This is a genomic window from Streptomyces sp. NPDC088354 (assembly GCF_044753585.1).
In the GTDB taxonomy this organism is placed as follows: domain Bacteria; phylum Actinomycetota; class Actinomycetes; order Streptomycetales; family Streptomycetaceae; genus Actinacidiphila.
This window is the reverse complement of the sequence record NZ_JBIVNJ010000046.1, coordinates 20,736-40,371: the sequence shown is the minus strand read 5'-3', so window position 1 is coordinate 40,371 and position 19,636 is coordinate 20,736. Positions and strand designations below refer to the sequence as shown.

The following is a 19,636-nucleotide window of genomic DNA, read 5'->3' as shown; positions in this document are numbered from 1 at the left end:
CGGCGCGCGCCGGCTGCGGCCGCTCGCCCTCAGCCTCACCCCCATCCTCGCCATGGCCTCCGCCTCCCGGCACTGACGGCCGGCCCGGCGGATCCCGAACTCGGCAAGGAGAACAACCGAATGCCCCTGTTGGAACGCATCAACGAGCCCGCGGACCTGCGCGGTCTGAGCCCCAGGCAACTCGACGCCCTCGCCGAGGAGATCCGCGGCTTCCTCGTACGGAACGTGTCCGAGACCGGCGGCCACCTCGGACCGAACCTGGGCGTGGTCGAGCTGACCCTGGCCCTGCACCGCGCGTTCGAGTCGCCCCGGGACATCCTGCTCTGGGACGTCGGCCACCAGGCCTACGTCCACAAGCTGGTCACCGGCAGGGCCGCCGAGTTCGCCGGCCTCCGCCGCCGGGGCGGGATGTCCGGCTATCCCAGCCGCGCCGAGTCCGCGCACGACCACATCGAGCACTCGCATGCCTCCATGGCACTCTCGTACGCCGACGGCATGGCCAAGGCCCGCTATGTGAAGGACGGTCCGGACCACCACATCGTGGCCGTCGTGGGCGACGGTGCCCTGACCGGCGGGGCCGCCTGGGAAGCGCTCAACAACATCGCGGCGGCGCCCGATCGCCCGGTCGTGATCGTCGTCAACGACAACGGACGGTCGTACGCGCCGACGGTCGGCGGACTGGCACGGCACCTGTCGGCGCTCCGCACGCACGCGGGCTACGAACGGGTGCTGGACTGGGGGAAGCACACCCTCGACAGCGCCGGGCCCGCAGGGCACACCGTCTACCGGGCCCTGCACGCGGCCAAGCGGGGGATCAAGGACGCGCTCGCACCCCAGGCGCTGTTCGAGGACCTGGGGTTGAAGTACCTCGGCCCCGTGGACGGCCACGACATCTCAGCCCTGGAGGAGGCGCTCGAACGCGCCAAGAGCGGCCCCGGCCCGGTGATCGTCCACTGCGTCACCCGCAAGGGACAGGGATATCCGCCGGCCGAGCAGGATCAGACGGACCACTTCCACGGGATCGGCGCCATCGACCCGGTCACGGGCAGCCCGCTGCGCCCGGGCGGGCTCACCTGGTCCGCCGCGTTCGGGCAGGAGCTGGCCGCGATCGCCGCCGAGCGCGAGGACGTGGTCGCGATCACGGCCGCCATGCCCGGATCGGTCGGTCTCACCGGCTTCGCGGCGGAGTACCCCACACGCTTCTTCGACGTCGGCATCGCCGAGCAGCACGCGGTCGGCTCGGCCGCGGGACTGGCCATGAGCGGGCTGCATCCCGTGGTCGCTCTGTACGGGACCTTCCTCAACCGGGCCATCGACCAGGTGCTGATGGACCTCGCGCTTCACGGGCTCGGGGTCACGATCGCGATCGACCGGGCCGGCGTGACCGGGGACGACGGTCCGAGCCACAACGGAATGTGGGACTTGGCGCTGCTCCAGGCGGTGCCCGGCCTGCGAATGGCGGCACCCCGTGACCTTCCGTCGCTGCGCGAGGAGTTGGGCGAAGCACTGGCGATCCAGGACGCCCCGACGGCGATCCGCTTCCCTCGCGGCCCGGTGGGTACGGCCGTGCCGGCGGTACGCCGCTCGGACGGGGTCGACGTGCTGCGGGAGTCGGGCGCCGGGGTCCTCGTGGTCGCCGTGGGAACGATGGCGCGTACCGCGCTGGAAGCCGCGGAACTCTGCTCCCGTCAAGGCCTGGAGACCACCGTGGTGGACCCCCGTTGGGTCAAGCCCCTGCCGCGGGAGCTGTTGCGGCTGGCCGCCCTGCACCGGCAGGTGGTGACCGTCGAGGACGGGCTGCGTACCGGCGGCGTCGGAACCACCCTCCTCCAGGAGTTGTCCGACGCGGGGATCGCCGCCGACGTCCACGTGCTGGGAGTGGCCGACGGCTTCCCCGGGCAGGGCACTCGCGCGGAGGTGCTGGCCGAGGCCGGACTGACGGCACGGTCCATCGCCGACGCGGTGCTGTCGAGGGCGGCGTCCGGCCCGAACGCCCTCTCCCACCTGGCGACGCAGTGACCTCCTGCACCGTGCCGGCGCTGTGGAGTTCGCCGGGTGGCGGGGGTCGGTTTCCGGGGTCAGCGGGCGGGTGTCCGCGGTGTCCTGCGCGGCAATGACCCCTTCAGGCTTCAGCGATCCCCGCGGCGGGTGCGCGCCGCGATCCGGAGCAGTTCTTCGACCGCGCCGGTCAAGGGGCGGTCCTTCGGCCACACGGCGCGCAGTCGGCGGCGCAGGTCGGCTCCTGTCACCGGGACTTCCGCGATGCGCCCCTCGGCCAGGTCGTCCCGGACACTCACCGCGCTGAGCACCGCCGGGCCGGCGCCTTCGGCGACAGCCCTTCGCACCGCCACGTTGGCGTCCAGCACCATCAGAGGTCTGGCCGGCTCGGCCCCCGCGCCGGCGAGTACACGCTCGATCGTCTCCCGTGTGCCCGAACCGGGCTCGCGGACGATCAGGCGGGTGCGGGCCAGCTCGGCCAGTCCCACCGGCTCCCGCCGTCGTGCCCAGGGATGCTGCGGCGCGACCACGACGACCAGCCGGTCGGCGCCCACCTGCCGCGAGCTGAGCCCGGTCGGCACGGTGGGCGCCTCGATGAACCCCAGGCTGATCCGACCACTCGTGGCGAGCGCGGCGACCTGTTCGGAATTGGTCACCTTGAGGCTGACGTAGACATCGGGCGATCCCCGCTGCAGCGTGCCGATCCATCGCGGTACGAAGTGCTCGGCCAGCGTCATGCTGGCCGCGAGATGCAGGTCGAGTGCATGGTCGCCGCGCAGTGCCGCGACACCCACCATCAGCGAGTCCACTTCGGCGAGCACCCTCCCCGCCCATTGGCACACCGCCTTGCCCTCCACGGTCAGCGCGGAGCCGCGGGTGTCGCGGTTCACCAGTGTCAGCCCCAGACGCAGCTCGAGCTGGGTCAGGCGCTTGCTCGCTGCGGGCTGGCTGATCCCCATCCGCCCGGCGGCCCGACCCAGGCTGCCGAGCTCGGCGACCAGCGTCAGCAACAGGAGACTGTCGAGGTCGGGAGGCGACGTGCTCATAACCTCAGTTTATGAGGGCATTCCCGATGTGGAGGTACCGGGCGGGTGCCCGCCCGGCGAGGATGAAGAAGTCCGGAAAACGCCCGGCACCACGGCGATCCGAACAGTGAAGGGCATACGGATTCACCCGACACTCTTTCCTCGAAAAACGCCGAGAGAATTGAGGACCGACCATGTCGCACCATCTCGACACTCCGCTGGCGGCCCAGAACGGCCAGCTGTTCATCGACGACCTGTACGTCTTTCCCGGTGGGCGCAGCACGGTGTTCGTCATGGACGTCAACTCCGACATCACCGGCGTCTACGCCGAGCCCGGGTTCCACCCGGAAGCACGGTACGAATTCAAGGTTCACTTCGACGGCGCCGAATTCGAGACCCTGACCTATCGGGTCTCCTTCGACGAACCCGGCCCGGACGGCAGGCAGAACCTGCGGCTGCACGTCCTGGCCGGCGACGCCGCGCGCGAGGACGCCGCGGACGGCGACCTGGTGCTGGAAGGCCGCACCGGTGAGTCGGCTGCCGCCGACGGCACCCGCATCTGGGCCGGGCGCGTCTCGGACTCCTTCTACATCGACCTGTCCCTGCTGGCCGTCGTCAACGGGGCGGTGGCGAAGGGGACGGCAGTGGACCTCTCGGACTGGCGCCCGCAGGAGGCGCGGAACAGCTTCGCCGGCACCACCGTGGAATCGATCGTGCTCGAGATTCCGCACGAGCACGCGCAGCTGAGGCCCGGGGCCCGCACGGGCGTATGGTGCGCGACGAAACTGGCCACGGACGCCGGTGGATGGCGGCAGATCAACCGCGGCGGGCACCCGATGATGTGGCCGATCTTCTGGCCCGGCGACACCGACTTCAGCAACCCCGCCAACGCCCGGCACCCCTCGCAGGACCGGGCCGCCGTCGGTGAAGCCGTTGCCGGACAGGTCGCGGCTGTTGTCGCGGCCACCGGAACCTGTGCCGACCCCGAGGGCTACGGCCGCACCGTGGCCGGGCAGCCGTTCCCCGATGTGCTGCCCTACGTCGTCGGGACGCCCGCTTCGTACGGCTTCGCCGCCCGCAACGGCCGCACCCTGGCCGACAACGCGCCTGAGGCGATGCTGTCGCTCGTCACCGGCACCGCTGTGCCGGCCGGACTCAAGCCGTCCGTCGCCGAGCACCTGCGGACCGACCGCTTCCCGTACGTCGTGCCCGTATGACCGTCCCCGCGTCCTGACCGGCGCCTTGCGCCGGCCCTGCAGAAGCTCGCTGGTGCCGGGGACGATCCGGAGTTCACCTCCCGGGCGCTGCGGGACTTCTGCGGGGCGTGACGTCCCCTCCGGCCGCCCGCAACCGGGTGTGATCGTCGTCGCGCGGCTGCGCGCCCTGCCCGACCGGGTGCCGGACGCCGGGCTCGCGCGGAAGCCGATCAGCCGGTCGTCAGTGGTCCTGGCCGGCGCGGAGGAGGCCGAGAAGCGCGAGGCGGTCGGCCGTGTCCGTACCGGGCACGGGAACGAAGAGCGCCAGGATCTGCGACCGGTCTTCCTCCAGGAGCGCCTGGCAGTCGAGTTGGAGGAGGCCCGTTTCGGGGTGCTGGATGCGCTTGCGGCGGCTGCGCAGGACGGCGACTTCGTGTGCGGACCACAAGGCGGCGAACTCTGTGCTGTCCCGCAGCAGGCGGTCCACCAGCGCCCGTGCCCGCGCATCGCCCCGCCGGACCGTCGTGGCGCGCAAGTCGGCCACCAGCGTGCGTGACTCCTCTGTCCTGTCCTCGGGCGGATAGGCCGCTCGGGCGTCGGGTGAGGTGAACCATCGGTACACGGCGCTGCGTTCCGGCCCGTCGAGTCGAGTGTGGTCGCCGAAGACCGCGGTGGCGAGCGTGTTCTGCGCCAGGGTCTCGCCGAGGTCGGTCATCACCTGCGCCGGCATGTCGTGCAGGCGGTCCAGAAGGCCGAGGAGTACCGGGGAGACGTGGTCGTCGGGGGAGAGCCGGTCAGGCGCGGTGTACCCGGCGAGCCGGAAGAGGTGGTCCCGCTCGTCCAGGGTCAGCCGCAGCGCCCGTGTCAGTCCGCGCAGCACCGACGGTGACGGCTGCGGGGCGCGGGCCTGCTCCAGGCGCGTGTAGTAGTCGGTGGAGATGCCCGCGCGTACGGCGACCTCCTCCCGGCGCAGGCCGGGCGTGCGCCGTCGCGTCGAGGAGACGACCCCCACCTCGCCCGGTGTGAGCGCCTCGCGCCGCACTCTCAGGAAGTGGGAGAGCTGTCCGGAGTCCATGGGCCCCAGTGTCACTCGGGAGCCATCGGTCAGCCAGGGACGGCCGGTCCCTGGAAAAGCCCGCTCTGCCTGCGCGGCCGCCGACTGCGGACAGTGGTGCGGGAAGGGCCGGACCACCGACCCTTCCGCCACGTACGACGACAGAGGAGTACCGTCATGACCGATCACCGCCCGAGGACCTGGTTCCTGACCGGGGCGTCCCGTGGACTGGGCGCTCAGTGGGCACGGGCCGTACTGGAGCGCGGCGACCGGCTCGCGGCGACGGCCCGGGACGCCGCGTCGCTGAAGCCGCTCGTCGATGCGTACGGTGACCAGGTTCTGCCGCTGGGGTTCGACGTCGCGGACGCGGCGGCCGTACGCGAAGCCGTGGCAGCCGCCGAGGCACACTTCGGCGGCATCGACGTGCTGGTCAACAACGCCGGGCACATGCTCGTCGGGGCCGTGGAGGAAGCCACGGACCAGCAGGCCCGTGAGCAGATGGACACGAACTACTTCGGCGCGCTGTGGGCCACCCGTGCCGTCCTGCCGGGCATGCGCGCCCGCGGTGGGGGCCGCATCCTCCAGGTTTCCTCGCTCGGCGGTGTCGTCGCATACCCGGCGCTCGGCCTCTACCACGCGTCGAAGTGGGCGCTGGAGGCCGTCAGCCAGTCGCTCGCGGCGGAGGTCGCTCCCTACGGCATTCACGTGACGCTCATCGAGCCGGTCGTCTTCCACACCGGCCTGATGGCCTCCTCGCCCCAGGCCCGAAAGGACGACGCCTATACCCACGCCCGCCAGGCGCTCTTCGCCGGCGCCGCGCACATCGTCCCGGGCGACGTAGCGGCCTCGGGCCGTGCGGTGCTCGAACTCGCCGACGCCGCCGAGCCGCCGCTGCGGGTTCTGTTCGGCATCGGAGGCCTGGACGAGGTGCGCGAGGAGTACGCGAGCCGCCTCGACGGCTGGCGGAAGTGGGACGGTCTTTCACGTGCCGCTCACGGGTCGCCTTTCGGCGGGGCTGACGGCGCGTAGGAACACCGTCGGTCCGCTCGCCCGCCCGTCCGTCCGCCTGCGGAGCGATCGGACCGAACCGGACACCGGGACGGTGCTGCCGCTCAACTGATCGGCCAGCGGGCGCCTTTGGCACGCGACCGCGCGCCCAGAGCCGAAGCGCGGGCCGCTGAGCCCAGGGTTGAGCGGCTGGTTCCACTCATGGACGCTTGAGCGGTGAACGATGCCGGCGCATACACGCGGAGAGGACTCCAGTCGCTGGATCCCGCGGTGCGGGCGGACGTCCCGCGTGTGCTGGACTGCGTCTGCCGGGGCCTCCCCGCCCACTGGCCGCGCCGCAGGGGGGTGCCGCAGCTCATGGTCTTCCTCGACGGCCCTGAGGACGTGCGGATGGAGAGGATCACCCTGCGGGAGCTGTCCGGTGACGGGTATCTCGACGAGTTCAGCCGGTGCGACAGCGGTGTCCCGGTGTCGAAGGCCCGGGAACACGGCTGTGCCGCCCTGGTCTACGGGAACCGGATTCACGCGAGGATCCATCGCATCGGGCCCTTCGGATCGCCTGGGACGCGTGCGTCACCACCACTGTGTGTCATTGCGCTGCCCGGCCGCGGCGCGGGCCGGCGATCCCGGCAGAAAAGCAGTTGCCCTGTACTTGGTCCTCCTGATGCGATCAGGATGTGACCACGTTGTTCCTGACGATCGGCCTGCCCGGGGCCGGAAAGACCACGAGGGCTCGGCAACTCGCCGAGGAGCACAGCGCCCTGCGGCTGACGCCGGATGAGTGGATGATTCCGCTGTTCGGCGAGTCGGAGGCGGATGGGAAGCGCGATGTGCTGGAAGGGCGGCTGCTCTGGCTCGGTCTTGAGGCGCTGAGACTTCGAACCAACGTGGTCCTGGATTTCGGATGCTGGTCCCGTGACGAGAGGTCCGCGATCCGCTGGTTGGCGGAGTCTGTCGGGGCAGCCTGTCGCCTTGTGTACGTGCCGGTGGACCGTGAGACTCAACGTGCTCGAATCGCCCAACGCCAGTTGACCGCCCCGGATCAGACCTTCCCGATGAGCGAAGCAGACCTCGTGCACTGGAGAACGCTCTTCGAGGAGCCCGACGCCACCGAACTCGGCGGGCACGAGATCGCGGGTCCGCCTCCTGGATGGTCGGGATGGCTGGAGTGGGCTGCTGATCGGTGGCCGTCGCTCGCGTGAACCCAACCTTGGCGCGGCCCAACGCCGGGAGCGTCAGACTTCGCTGGGGATTCGGCCACGAGGTCGTGCCAAGCATGCCGAGTCGAAAGATCCGCTGGACGGGCCCTTAGGCGGCCTGCAACGGGCGTGATCGGGTGCGGGATGCGCCGGGCAGTTCTTGTTCGGCCCAGACGACCTTGCCTTCCGGCGCCGGCCGCGATCCCCAGCGCCGGGAGAGCTGGGCGACCAGGAACAGGCCGCGGCCGTTCTCGTCGGTGATGCCCGCGCTGCGCAACTGGGGGACGCAGACGTTGGTGTCGGACACTTCGCAGGTCAGGGCGTTGTGTTGTTTCAAGCACAGGGTGACGGTGCCGGTTCCGTGGCGTACGGCGTTGGTGACGAGCTCGCTGACGATCAGCTCTGTCGAGTCGGCGAGGGCGTCGAGACCCCATGTGCGGAGCTGACCGGTCACCAACTGCCGTGCCTTGCCCGAGGCGCATTCGTCGCTGGGCAGCGTCCAGGAGGCGGCCCGGTTGGCGCCGAGTGAGCAGGTGCGCACCAGGAGCAGGGTGACGTCGTCGCAGGACGTCTGCTCCAGGAACGACTCCGTCGCGCGGTCGCAGAGGTCTTCCAGGGCCTGGTCCGGCTCGGCGAGGGCAGCGCCCAGGCTGTTCATCCCGTCGTCGATGTCGTGGTCGCGGGACTCGACCAGGCCGTCGGTGTAGAAGGCGATGAGGCTTCCTTCGGGGAGTTCCAGCTCCACCGACTGGAAGGGGTCCCCGAGGCCGAGGCCGAGGCCGAGCGGGGCTCCGGTGGGCAGATCCGGGAAGGCGACCCGGCCCTGCGGGTCGATGATCGCGGGCGGGGGATGCCCGGCCCTGGCCATGGTGCACACGCGGGTGGCCGGGTCGTAGACGGCGTACAGACAGGTGGCCCCCACGACCGCCGCCGTGCCGTCCGCGGGCTCGGGGTCCTCCTCGACCAGTCGCTGGAGCGTGTTGTCGAGGCGGGACAGCAGCTCGGCCGGTGGCAGTTCCAGATCGGCCAGGGTGCGGACGGCGGCGCGCAGCGTGCCCATCGTCGCCGCGGCGTGGAGGCCGTGCCCGACGACGTCGCCGACGACCAGGGCGACGCGCGCTCCGGACAGCGGGATCACGTCGAACCAGTCGCCACCCACGCCGTGTTCCACGTCGGCCGGCAGGTAGCGCGAGGCCGTCTCGACGGCGGTGCCACCTCGCAACCGGCGGGGGAGCAGGTTGCGCTGCAGGGTCAGGGCCGCGGTCTGCTCGCGCGCGTACCGGCGGGCGTTGTCCAGCGCCCGCACGGCGCGCCGGACCAGTTCTTCGGCGAGCAGCAGGTCACCCTCGTGGAACGGCGTGGGGTCCTCGGTGCGGAGGAACAGCACCACACCCAGCAGGGCGTTCTGCGCACGGATCGGGACGACCATCAGCGAGTGCACCCCGTGGGAGCGGACCTTCTCCCCGATCGCGGGAACCTGATCCATCCAGATCCCCGGTGTCCTGTCGAGCATCGGTTCCAAGTGCGACCTGCCCGTGCTCAGGACCGCGGCGAACGGCGAGGCCTGCGGCACAGTGACCGGCCCCCCGCGCACCCACGGCGATTCCGGAACTCCCGCGTGGATCGAGGCATGCCCGGCACGGCGCAGAGGCGGGCGGTGTCCGCCGGCCGAAGGCACACGGACCGCGGAGTGGTCACCGGACGGCGTCGACTGCTCCAGATCCACGGCGACGAGGTCGGCCAGCAGCGGTACCGCTAGGTCGGCCAGTTCCTGGCTGATCCGCATCACATCCAGGGTCCCGCCGAGCCGCGCTTCGGCCTCTCCCACCGCGGCGAGGCGCTCCCTGGCCAGACGGCTCTCGGCGAGGTCGGCGCTGACGAGACACACCCCGAGCGATTCACCGTCGGCCCCCTGGAGGCAGTGGAACGACGCCGCGAGCGGGTACCCCCGGCCCTTGCCCATCGGCAGCCACGTCCGGTACTCGTGCACCTTCGTGGTGCCGCTCTGCAGCACCTGCTGCGTCATGGCCTCGAGCGCCTCCGACCTGGGACCGGGAACGACCTCGGTCAGGCGGCGTCCGAGCCGCTTGTCGCAAGGGATGCCGTCATGCTCCGCCATCACGTCGTTGGCGAACACGCACCGCAGCTGCGGGTCGCGCACAGCGACCCCGATCGGTGCGCGGCCCAGGAGCGGTCCACTCACCAGGCTGCTCATCGCGTCCCCGGAGAGAGTGCCGGTGTCGATCAGCGAGACGAACCACCGCACCGCTCCGGCCATGCCGCGCAGCATCGTGATCCGCAAGCACGCCTCCATGACGCGTCCGTCGCGATGGCGCACGGCTGTGGTCCCCGACCAGCCGTTCTGGGCGCGGCAGTGCTTGACGAAGTCCGAGGTGCTCTGCCGCTCGCCGAACAACGGCAGCACAAGTGCGGCCGAACGCCCCACGACGGATTCGGCCGAACGTCCGACGAGGTGCTCGGCGGCCTGTGTCCATCCGACGACGGTCCCCTGCTCATCGAGCATCGCGAGTGCCGTGTCCGGCATGTCGAGCCCGTTCGAATGTTTACCGAGCGTCAAAGTGTCGAAGCTCTTCGTGGTCATCGAACCGTCGTCCTTGTGTGGGTGTGATGGGTTGGGCGGAGGGTGCGGCCGAAAATCCGCCGCACGTGATGGAAAGACCGGCCAAGGCTCCCGTTTGTGACAAATCGGACGCCTTGCTCCGTGGGGCCGCACACCCTGCCTGTCGACAGGGTGCTGCGCCATGCGAAGGGAGTGAGCGGCAGAGCCCGGGGGAGTCGACGGCCTCAGGGACCGGTGGAGCGGGTCCGCCGCCAGCGCGTCCGCCGGGAGATCCGCGACCACATCCACCACGCGTCCGCGAGGCGTCCCGGACGAACGGCCTGCTCGGATACGTCGGAACGCATACGCAGCAGTCCGGCCCGCGCGACCTCACATCCGGGATCTGAGCACGTCGGCCTCGCAGCCCGGCGCGAACGGGTCGAAGCCGTGCTCGGCCAGCCAGCGGATCACCAGCAGGCTTCGCAACGACCACCACCCGTGGATCACGTCGAGGTCGATGTCGGCGCCGTAGCCGGCGACGAGATCGTCGAGGTGCTCCTCGTGTCCGAGCGTGAAGGTGGCGAGGTCGTACAGGGCGTCACCCTGGCCCGCCTCGGACCAGTCGATGATGCCCGTGACCTCGTCGCCGTCGAGGAAGACGTGCGCGATCTGCAGGTCGCCGTGCGTGAAGGCCGCGGTCCACGGCCGGAGCGCGGCCTCGGCGACCTGGCGGTTGCGGGTGACCATGTCGGCGGGCAGGAGGCCGCTGGTCACGAGCAACGCGCACTCGGCGTCGAGTTCCGCCGCCAGCGCGGCGATGCTCCGCCCGGCCCGGCCCGGCCGGGGTGGCAGAGGGGCGTCGTGCAGCCTCCGGATGGCGGCGCCCGCCGCGGCCCACGCCGCGCGCGACCCGGTCGCGGGCCCGCCGAGGACCCCGAGTGTCGTCCCGGGGAGTGCGGCGAGCGCGAGTACGGGCGGCCTGCGCCACAGGATTTCCGGGGTCGGGACCGGCGCGAGGGACATCACCTCGACCTCGACGTCGATGCGTGCCTGATCGGCGTCCACCTTCAAGAACACGTCACCCACGCGCAGCGTCGCGCGCTCGGAATGGGCGACGACGACTTCGACCTCATCCATGGTCGACCAGTATCCCGGGGACGATCGCCGACGTCGCCGGGTTTGCCGCGTGCGACGACGCGGCTGTCCGCGCCCCGATACCCGGCGGGTCGCCGGACTCGCCCTGGCGGTTGTATGCGGACACGATCGCGACGTCGGTGCTGCCGGCTGCCACGGCTGCTGCCGCGGGGCCGGATCCGTTCCGTGCGACCCGGCGCGCGCGGTGTCCGCGCCCCGGCAGGATGGGTGCATGCATCTCGATGTCCTGCGAATCCGTGACGACTTCCCCGCGCTGAAGGAAAAGGTGGCCCACTTCGACGGGCCGGGCGGCTCACAGGTGCCCCGCAAGGTCGCCGAGGCGATGGCCGCGGCGATGTGCTCGGGCATCTCCAACCGGGGCGCGGTGACAGCCGCCGAGCGCCGTGCCGAGCACGTCGTCAAGGAGGCGCGGCAGGCCATGGCGGACCTGCTCGGCTGCGCGCCGCGCGGCGTCGTCTTCACCCGGTCGGCGACGCAGGCGGCGTACGACGTCTCCCGTGCCCTGGCGCGGCAGTGGACAGCCGGTGACGAGGTGGTCGTCACCCGCCTCGACCACGACGCCAACATCCGGCCGTGGATCCAGGCGGCCGAATCCGCCGGTGCGGCGGTGCGGTGGGCCGCGTTCGATCCCGCGAGCGGTGAGTTGAGCGTCGACGCCGTCCGGGAACAGCTGTCCGGCCGGACCCGGCTGGTGGCGGTCACCGGGGCGTCGAACGTCCTGGGTACCCGCCCCGACATAGCGGCGATCGCCGCGGCCGTCCACGAGGCCGGAGCCCTGCTGTACGTGGACGGGGTGCACGTGACGCCGCACGCGCCGGTCGATCTGGCCACCCTGGGCGCCGACTTCTTCTCGTGCTCGCCCTACAAGTTCTTCGGCCCCCACCACGGTGTCGTGGTCGCCGATCCCGGACGGTGGGAGCAGTTGCACCCGGACAAGCTGCTGCCGTCCACCGACGACGTGCCGGAACGCTTCGAACTGGGCACCCTGCCGTACGAGATGCTCGCCGGCACCACCGCCGCCGTGGACTACATCGCCGCACTGGCGTCCTCGGCGGGCGACCGGCGCAGCCGGGTACTGGAGTCGATGCGAGCGGTCGAGGCATACGAGCAGAAGCTGCTGGAACGGCTGCTGGAGGGTCTGTCGGGCATCGGCGGGGTGCGGCTGTACGGCGCGCCGGCGCGCCGTACCCCGACGGTGTTCTTCTCGGTGGCGGGAGTGCCCGGCCGGGAGGTCTACGAGCGGCTGGCACGGCGCGGTGTGAACGCCCCCGCGGGCAACTTCTACGCCCTGGAGGCATCGCGGCTGCTGGGGCTCGGCGACACCGGCGCGGTGCGTGCCGGGCTCGCCCCGTACGTCGACGAAGAGGACGTGCAGCGGCTGATCGACGGCGTCGCGGCGGTGGCCGGGTGAACCGCGGAGTGCTGGTCACGGGCGCGTCCCGGGGCATCGGCCGGGCCGTCGCCGAGGCGTTCGCGCGGGCCGGGGACCGGGTCGCGGTGCACTGCAACAGGTCGGTGCGGGAGGCCGAGCAGGTGGCCGCGTCGCTTCCGGGCCAGGGGCACGTCACCGTCCGGGCGGACATGGCCGACGCGGAGGCGGTGCGGCGTGCCGTGGACACCGCCGCCTCGGATCTTGGGGCGCCTGGACGTGCTGGTCAACAACGCCGGCGTGTTCCTGGCGCACCCGCCGTTGAGTACCTCGTACGAACAGTGGCAGGCGGTGTGGTCGGCGACGCTGGCAACCAATCTCACCGGCGCGGCCAACGCGACCTTCTGCGCGGTGCCGCACCTGGTGGCGGCGGGCGGCGGTGCGGTCGTCAACGTGTCCAGCCGCGGGGCGTTCCGCGGCGAACCCGACTGCCCGGCGTACGGCGCGTCCAAAGCGGCGCTGAACGCCTTCGGGCAGTCGATGGCCGTGGCGTTGGCCGGCCGGAACATCAGCGTGGCCACGGTGGCGCCGGGTTTCGTGGACACCTACATGGTCCGCTCGGTCCTCGACGGCCCGGAGGGCGAGGCGGTGCGCCGGCAGTCGCCCTTCGGGCGGGTGGCCCACCCGGAGGAGGTCGCGGCCGCGGTGCTGTGGCTGGCCTCGCCGGAGGCGGTGTTCGCCAGCGGCACCGTCATCGACGTCAACGGGGCCTCCTACTTGCGCAGCTGACCACAGTGGCGGACGGGCGGCGGGCACTGCGGGCGGCCGGTCGCCCGGCGGCGTACGGCACAGGTCGCCGGGTTAGACTCGCGGCCCGGCTGTGGGAAGGAACGGACACGTGAGCGCAGCACCCATACGGTTCGGCATCGTGGGCAGTGGCTGGCGGGCCGAGTTCTTCGCCCGGCTGGCGAGGGCGCTGCCCGAACGGCTGGCGGTGGCGGGCGTGGTGACGCGCTCGGCCGAACGCGCCGCCCAGGTGGAGGCCGAGTGGGGGGTGCCCGCCTTCCGGACGGTCGGCGAACTGTGCGGCAGCAAGCCGGAGTTCGTGATCCCGTCGGTGCCGTGGGAGGTCACGCCCCAGGTCGTACGGGAACTCGTCGAGCAGGAGGTGCCGGTCCTCGCGGAGACGCCGCCGGCGCCCGACGTGAACGGGCTGCGGGAGTTGTGGGACGCCGTGGGAGGCGCGACGCGCGCCGGGGGTGGCGCACTCGTCCAGGTCGCGGAGCAGTACACACTGATGCCCGGCCACGCCGCCCGTATCGCCCTCGTACGGGAAGGGGCGATCGGCGAGGTCACGTCCGTCCAGGTGTCCTCGACCCACATGTACCACGCGATGTCGCTGATCCGGCACACGCTGGACGTCGGTTGCGGGCCCGTGACGGTGACGGCCCGGGCGTTCACCGCCCCGCTCGCCGACCCGTTGTCGCCCGGCGGCTGGTCGGACGACCTGACGCCCAAGGACGCCGTCACCACCCTTGCTCTCCTGGACTTCGGCGGGGCCCGCACGGGCGTCTACGACTTCACGGACAACCAGTGGTGGAATCCGCTGCGCGCCCGCCGGATCGTGGTGCGCGGCTCGCTCGGCGAGATCGTGGACGACACGGTGGTGCGGATGGCCGACCCGCGCACGCCGGTGGAGTCGGCGCTGATGCGCCGCCGTACCGGCACCGACCTCAACCTCGAAGGGGCGGAGGTGCACCACATCTCGTTCGACGGACGGGTGCTGTGGCGCAACGACTACCTGGGCGCGAGCCTGTCCGAGGACGACCTCGCGGTGGTGGACCTGCTGTGCCGTACGGGCGCATGGGTCCGGGACGCCGGCCCGGAACCGTATCCGCTGGCCGAGGGCTGCCAGGACCATCTGCTGGCATTGGCCGTCGAGGAGTCGGCGCGTACGGGGGCGCCGGTGACGACCGCGCTGGAGGCGTGGGCGGCCCGCTGATCCCGCGGCCGTGAAGCGCCGCGGTTCGTACCCCGGCACCTCACGGGCCGGCGCACACTGAGCGGCGTCCCGAGCTGCCGATCCCGCGGTTCGGTTTCTTGCCGAGACCCGGGAGGGACGGATCTCCGGGGACGCATGGACGCATGGACGCATGGACGCGTGTACGTCGTGCCGGGCGCCGGTCAATACGACGATGCGCGGCTACGGCGCGGGCGCCGGTGGCCCGCTTCGCCCTACGGCCGGCGGACCTGTGCGCTCGCCGTGCCGGCGTACGACGTGCGACGTACGACGTACGACGTACGAGTGCACGGTCTGCCGGGGCGGGACGTCGTACCGCACTTGCCGCCACGCGCAGCCCGTCTGCACCGCGTGGAAGACCGCGTCCACGATGCGTTGTCACGTGTGCTTCTCGCACCGCCCGCGCTTCGGCCCCGTCCGCGGTGGCGGGAGCAGCGGCTCCACCGGCGTCGCGGCGGCGCGGCCCCCGTCCGGAACCCCCCGGCTCGCGGCCCCCGGCCACCCTCCGGCGGTGGGCCCGCTCCGGGACGGCCGCCCCGGTACCGGCCGGCCTGATGTAACATACCTTGTTACATCAGTGTGCGGCGGTCCAGGCTGAACGTCGCCCGGGCGAACGCCCGCCCGCGTTCTCAGGTCACACCGGCGTGACCGCTTGCCCGCTTCCGTCTCTGTGAAGCGCAGCCTTCGTGTCCCACGCGGGACGCATCAACGGGGCCCAGGCCCTTCCAGGAGAGAGCATGAGTAACCCTTCCCGCACGGCTTCGGCCGTCCAGCAGCCGGAGTCGATGCATGGCGTGGTCGGAGGCGGGCGCTCTCCGCGAGGCGGCTGGTCGGCCGTCGTCTCCGTCGCGCTGATGTCCTTTGTCCTGGTGCTGTCGGAGTTCCTGCCGATCGGGCTGCTGCCGGTGATCTCCTCCAGCCTGCGTGTGTCCATCGGGACGGTCGGCCTGGTGGTGGTCGTGCCCGGTCTGATGGCCGCGGTGACGGCTCCCTTGGTCACGATGGCGTCAGGGCGACTGGACCGGCGCAGAGTCCTGATCGTCCTCGCCCTGTTCATCGCGGCATCCAACGCCCTGGCAGCCATGGCACCCAACATGGCCGTGATGGCGACCGCCCGGGTGCTGCTCGGCGTCGGCGTGGGCGGATTCTGGGCCATGGGCGCCGGTGTCGCCGCGCGACTGGTGCCCGCCCGGGCCGTCCACCGGGCCACATCACTGATCACCGCCGGAATCTCGGCGGGCACGGTGGTCAGCCTGCCGCTCGGCGCGCTGGTGGGCCACCTTGCCGGGTGGCGCACCGCGTTCGTCGTGGCCGCCGGTGCCGCTCTACTGGCCCTGGCCACCCTGGCGGTGAGGCTGCCCGCGCTGCCGCCCACCGGGGCGATCCGCCTGGCCGCACTCACCTCCGCTCTGCGCAGTCCCGCGGCCCGTGTCGCCCTGCTGGCCACCGTGCTGATCTTCTTCGGGCACTTCGCCGCCTACACCTATGTGACGCCGTACCTGGAGGATCGGGCACACTTCGGGTCCTCGGCCGTGACCGCGGTCCTGCTGATCTACGGTCTGGCGGGGCTGGCCGGCAACTTCGCCGCCGGCGCGGTGATCGGCCGCCGTCTGCGCTCGGTGTACGTCGTCTCGGCCGTCCTGGTCGCGGCCGCAGCCGCCCTCCTCAACGCCGCGGCAGGCGCGGCACCCGCGGTGGTCGCCCTCGTCGTGGTCTGGGGAGCGGCATTCGGTGCGGTGCCCCTGGCGCTGCAGACCTGGATTCTGCGCGCGACCCCCGAAGCCCCCGAAAGCGGCATGGCGCTCCTGGTCAGCGCATGCCAAATCGCACTGGCCGCAGGGTCGTTCATCGGCGGCATCGTCGTCGACGGATACGGCACGTGGGCCGGCTTCGCCGTCGGCAGCACGCTCGCACTGCTCAGTGCGGCCACTCAGATCCGCCCCCGCCTGCCGCTCGGCTGACCTCCGGGCGGTGACGGCGCGTGCATCGCCCACGTGCACGGCGCCGCGGCCCGGTGAGGGACTGCGCCATGGCGATGTAACCTTGAATGTTACGATGCGGGATCGTGAGGAGCGGGGTGGACAAGGGCCCCGGACAGCCGGAGAGGAGGCCAAGGTGAGTGCCAACAGCAGAATGACGATCGGGACCCATGTACTGACCTGGATGTCTCTGGACCGGCAGAACAACGAGGTCGCCACCTCGGAGCGCATCGCGGGAAGTGTCAACACCAACCCCGTGGTGATCCGCCGATGCCTGGGCGACCTCCGCAAGGCGGGACTGGTGGAGGCCAAAAGGGGTGTGGGGGCCGGCTGGATCCTGAAGCGGGAGCCCGAAGAGATCACCCTGCTCGAGGTCTACCTCGCCGTGGAGGGTGAAGGCCCGTTCGGGATGCACCACACCCCGCCGAACGCCGACTGCCCGGTCGGCTTCGGAATCCGGCCGGCCCTGCAACAGGTGTACAGCAGCCTGGAACAGCAGATGCGGCAGCAACTGGCCCGCACCACGATCGCCGACATGCTGCGGGATGTCCTCGCCGAGCAGGGGGCGAAGGTCCGCCCCCTCTGAAGCCCGGACTCCGATGGCGTCCTCCGCCGGCGGGAGAGGTGATGCCGCCCTGCGTCAGGACCTGGCTTCGGACACGCCGGGGGAGTTCCGCAAGGGCGCCGGCCTCACAAGCCGCTTGAACGGCATGCGAGGCGCGCGTCCCGGCACAAGGAACGCTCCCGCCTGAAACCGCGCCTCAGTGATCGCGCCTCGACTCCGGCTTGGCAGGTCCGACGGGCAGGCCGCGTGGCGGGATGACGGGCGTCGAGGAGGGGCGTCGAGGAGGGGCGGCGACCGAGGTGCGGCCATTCGGCCATGCAGAACGCCCCGCGATGGGGCAAAGTGGGCGGAGGGTCGAACGGCAGAGACAGCGCCTCCTCGGGGCGCGGGCCCCCAAGGTGAGCGCGGCACTCGCGTGCGGCCGATCGGCGACGCAATCCGCCGCATCCGCTCGGGAACAGACCTCGCGTCACCGGACCACCGGAATGTGCTTCGGAAAGACCTCCGCTGTACCGAACAATTGTCACCCCGCACCAGTGGTGTGTGATCGCGTGAGGAGCGTCACGTGGAAATCAAGAAGGCCGACACGGCGGTGGTGTTCATCGACCCGCAGAACGACGTGCTGAGCGAGCACGGGGCGAACTGGGACGTGGTGGGAGCGAGCGTCACGGAGAACCGGACCGTCGAGAACATGGAGAGGATCTTCGAGGCGGCGAAGGCGGGCGGATACGAGGTCTTCATCTCGCCCCACTACTTCTACCCGACCGACAACGGGTGGCGAATGAACGGGCCGCTGGAGACGAGCGAGCTCGAGACCCACACGTTCGCACGGGCGGGACAGCTCGATCTCACCGGGTTCCGGAACTCCGGAGCAGACTGGCTCGACCGCTTCAAGCCCTATATCGAAGACGGCAGAACGGTGGTCGCCAGCCCACACAAGGTATTCGGACCGCAAACCAACGACCTGGTACTGCAACTGCGCAAGCGCGGAATGCAGAGAATCATTCTCGGCGGGATGCTGGCCAACATGTGCGTCGAGTCCCACCTGCGTCACCTCGTCGAGGAGGGATTCGAGGTCGCCGTGGTCAGGGATGCCACAGCCGGACCCCGGCACCCGGTCTGGGGCGACGGCTACCAGGCGGCGATCATCAACTACCGCTTCTTTGCGCATGCGCTGCTGTCGACTGACGAAGTACTCGATGGAATGCGCTGAGGAGTGCGGAGCCGGGAGACAGGGATGACGTTCCGACGGGTGTTCCGGGCCGATGATCCTGAGCGGACGCGTGCCCTGTGATCCACGGCTCTCCGCATTGTCGCCGCCGACCGCCGACTCCGCTGGTCAGGAGCGGCCGTGTTCCAGCCGGGAGGCCGCGTACCCCGTTTCCCCCGCGTCGACAGGTCGAGCCGATCAGGCGGTTCGAATCACTCGCCCAGTCACCCGCGTGGGATTGATGCGGACCCACAGGTCGCGTTTCCCGCCGGCCCATGGGGCCGTCGCCGCTTGTTCGGACAGTTGCCGCACGACGCCGGGATCGTCGACGTGCTCGGCCCTGCCGACGGTCAGGATGCTCCATCCCGAGCTCATCGCCTCGTCGACGTGATCGACCTCGAAGGCGACCTCGGTTCCCGGCGCGGCAGCCGTCACCGCGTCGGGATCCGTGCGGTAGACGATGCTGCCGGCGAGGACGGTGTAATTGACCGGCAGGACCACCGGTCCCTCGGAAGTGGCCATCGCGACGCGGCCGATTCCGTGCGTGCCGAGCCTGTCCCGGCATTCCTCAGGACCGAGTTTTTGCAGAACCGGATGAGACGCGGTGGGGCCCTGCCCCGGAGGCTGGTCAGCGGCGCCCCCGAGCAGTTCGCCAGGGGTGGTGCGCAGCGCCGCGGCAATCCGGAGCAGACCGGCGGGATCGAAGTCGGCACCGGCTTCCTGCAGCAGTTTCAGATAGTGGGGGGACATGCCTGCCCGACGCGCCACCTCCTCACGGCTGATCCCCAGCATCGCGCAGCGCTGCGTCACACGGCGAGCCACCTCGCCCGGCTCAGGTTTCGGCGTGCCGATAGGCGCGTGGGAGGGTATGCGGTTCTCGCTCACGGCTCTGCACCTCCTACCGTCGAGGATGTCACCGTCGGCGGCCGCGGTCCTGTCGGCCGGGCGACGGGGTTCATCGGCAGGCCGAGTGCAGCGGCTGCCTGTGTAGCCGTTCGAGCCAGTGCGGATCTGGTGCCTCTGCACCGCGGCGTTCCCAGCGCGGCTGGGGCCACTCGGCTGGAGACCCGAGGCTCCGGGGCTTCCGACGCCGGGCCCGCCGTTGCCGCTGCGACGGCACCCGACGAGGCTCTGTGGCCGGAGGCCGTCCCGATGGACACCAGCGGCGATCGCGAGAGCGGTGGCACAGGCACGGGTGTCGATTCATCCGCCGGCCATCTGTCCGGCCAGGCCGTTCCGCCGCGAAGGGAACCGGGCTGACGTGCCGGACACGGCCCCCGGGCGTCCGAGGTGCGTCG

At 71.3% G+C, this 19,636-nt stretch carries 14 protein-coding genes and 1 pseudogene; 10 read left to right on the top strand and 5 right to left on the bottom strand.

The window, feature by feature from the left end; translation table 11 throughout:
- Nucleotides 1–120: 120 nt before the first annotated feature.
- Entirely contained in the window at nt 121–2,019 is a 1,899-nt protein-coding gene (gene dxs / locus ACIP98_RS36950) for a 1-deoxy-D-xylulose-5-phosphate synthase (protein WP_319665216.1), read from the top strand.
- 110 nt (nt 2,020–2,129) lie between these two features.
- Here dxs and ACIP98_RS36945 read toward each other — a convergent pair whose 3' ends face one another.
- Nucleotides 2,130–3,044, bottom strand: a complete 915-nt coding sequence (locus tag ACIP98_RS36945; RefSeq protein ID WP_319665214.1) for a LysR family transcriptional regulator — start codon at nt 3,042–3,044, stop codon at nt 2,130–2,132.
- Between the two features lie 173 nt (nt 3,045–3,217).
- Between ACIP98_RS36945 and ACIP98_RS36940 the strand changes: the two genes are divergently transcribed.
- Nucleotides 3,218–4,240 carry a DUF4331 family protein gene (locus ACIP98_RS36940; RefSeq protein WP_401980563.1) on the top strand — a complete coding sequence of 341 codons (1,023 nt, stop codon included), beginning with the start codon at nt 3,218–3,220 and terminating at the stop codon, nt 4,238–4,240.
- A gap of 220 nt (nt 4,241–4,460) precedes the next feature.
- Here ACIP98_RS36940 and ACIP98_RS36935 read toward each other — a convergent pair whose 3' ends face one another.
- Complete coding sequence (locus tag ACIP98_RS36935; RefSeq protein ID WP_401980560.1) at nt 4,461–5,294, bottom strand: helix-turn-helix transcriptional regulator; 834 nt, start codon at nt 5,292–5,294, stop codon at nt 4,461–4,463.
- Between the two features lie 156 nt (nt 5,295–5,450).
- On the opposite strand from ACIP98_RS36935, the gene ACIP98_RS36930 reads away from it, so the two are divergent.
- Nucleotides 5,451–6,302, top strand: coding sequence for an SDR family NAD(P)-dependent oxidoreductase (locus ACIP98_RS36930; protein WP_319665208.1), 852 nt, complete (start codon nt 5,451–5,453; stop codon nt 6,300–6,302).
- 656 nt (nt 6,303–6,958) lie between these two features.
- Nucleotides 6,959–7,483: an ATP-binding protein gene (locus ACIP98_RS36925; RefSeq protein ID WP_319665207.1), complete on the top strand. Its 525-nt coding sequence runs from the start codon at nt 6,959–6,961 to the stop codon at nt 7,481–7,483.
- A gap of 106 nt (nt 7,484–7,589) precedes the next feature.
- On the opposite strand, the gene ACIP98_RS36920 is transcribed toward ACIP98_RS36925, so the two are convergent.
- Both ACIP98_RS36920 and ACIP98_RS36915 read right to left on the bottom strand, forming a co-directional pair.
- Entirely contained in the window at nt 7,590–10,082 is a 2,493-nt protein-coding gene (locus ACIP98_RS36920) for a SpoIIE family protein phosphatase (RefSeq protein ID WP_401980557.1), read from the bottom strand.
- 348 nt (nt 10,083–10,430) lie between these two features.
- Complete coding sequence (locus ACIP98_RS36915) at nt 10,431–11,177, bottom strand: phosphotransferase (RefSeq protein WP_319665204.1); 747 nt, start codon at nt 11,175–11,177, stop codon at nt 10,431–10,433.
- A 229-nt stretch (nt 11,178–11,406) separates the two neighbouring features.
- Here ACIP98_RS36915 and ACIP98_RS36910 point away from each other — a divergent pair, with 229 nt between their 5' ends.
- The 6 genes and pseudogenes from ACIP98_RS36910 to ACIP98_RS36885 all read left to right on the top strand — a co-directional run bounded on the left by ACIP98_RS36910 (nt 11,407) and on the right by ACIP98_RS36885 (nt 18,341).
- On the top strand, nt 11,407–12,606 hold the full coding sequence (locus ACIP98_RS36910) for a cysteine desulfurase-like protein (RefSeq protein WP_401980555.1): 1,200 nt from the start codon (nt 11,407–11,409) through the stop codon (nt 12,604–12,606).
- A pseudogene (locus ACIP98_RS36905) lies at nt 12,603–13,353 on the top strand (SDR family NAD(P)-dependent oxidoreductase). The gene ACIP98_RS36910 and the pseudogene ACIP98_RS36905 overlap by 4 nt, the downstream one beginning before the upstream one ends.
- 109 nt (nt 13,354–13,462) lie before the next feature.
- Entirely contained in the window at nt 13,463–14,566 is a 1,104-nt protein-coding gene (locus ACIP98_RS36900; RefSeq protein ID WP_401980552.1) for a Gfo/Idh/MocA family protein, read from the top strand.
- Between the two features lie 755 nt (nt 14,567–15,321).
- A complete protein-coding gene (locus ACIP98_RS36895; protein WP_401980549.1) occupies nt 15,322–16,545 on the top strand; it encodes an MFS transporter in 1,224 nt (407 codons plus the stop codon).
- Nucleotides 16,546–16,699: 154 nt separating this feature from the next.
- Nucleotides 16,700–17,149 carry an Rrf2 family transcriptional regulator gene (locus ACIP98_RS36890; RefSeq protein ID WP_319665197.1) on the top strand — a complete coding sequence of 150 codons (450 nt, stop codon included), beginning with the start codon at nt 16,700–16,702 and terminating at the stop codon, nt 17,147–17,149.
- A gap of 544 nt (nt 17,150–17,693) precedes the next feature.
- Entirely contained in the window at nt 17,694–18,341 is a 648-nt protein-coding gene (locus ACIP98_RS36885; RefSeq protein WP_319665196.1) for a cysteine hydrolase, read from the top strand.
- Between the two features lie 195 nt (nt 18,342–18,536).
- Here ACIP98_RS36885 and ACIP98_RS36880 read toward each other — a convergent pair whose 3' ends face one another.
- Nucleotides 18,537–19,223 (bottom strand): pyridoxamine 5'-phosphate oxidase family protein, encoded by a 687-nt coding sequence (locus ACIP98_RS36880; RefSeq protein ID WP_319665195.1) that lies wholly within the window; start codon nt 19,221–19,223, stop codon nt 18,537–18,539.
- Nucleotides 19,224–19,636 lie beyond the last annotated feature (413 nt).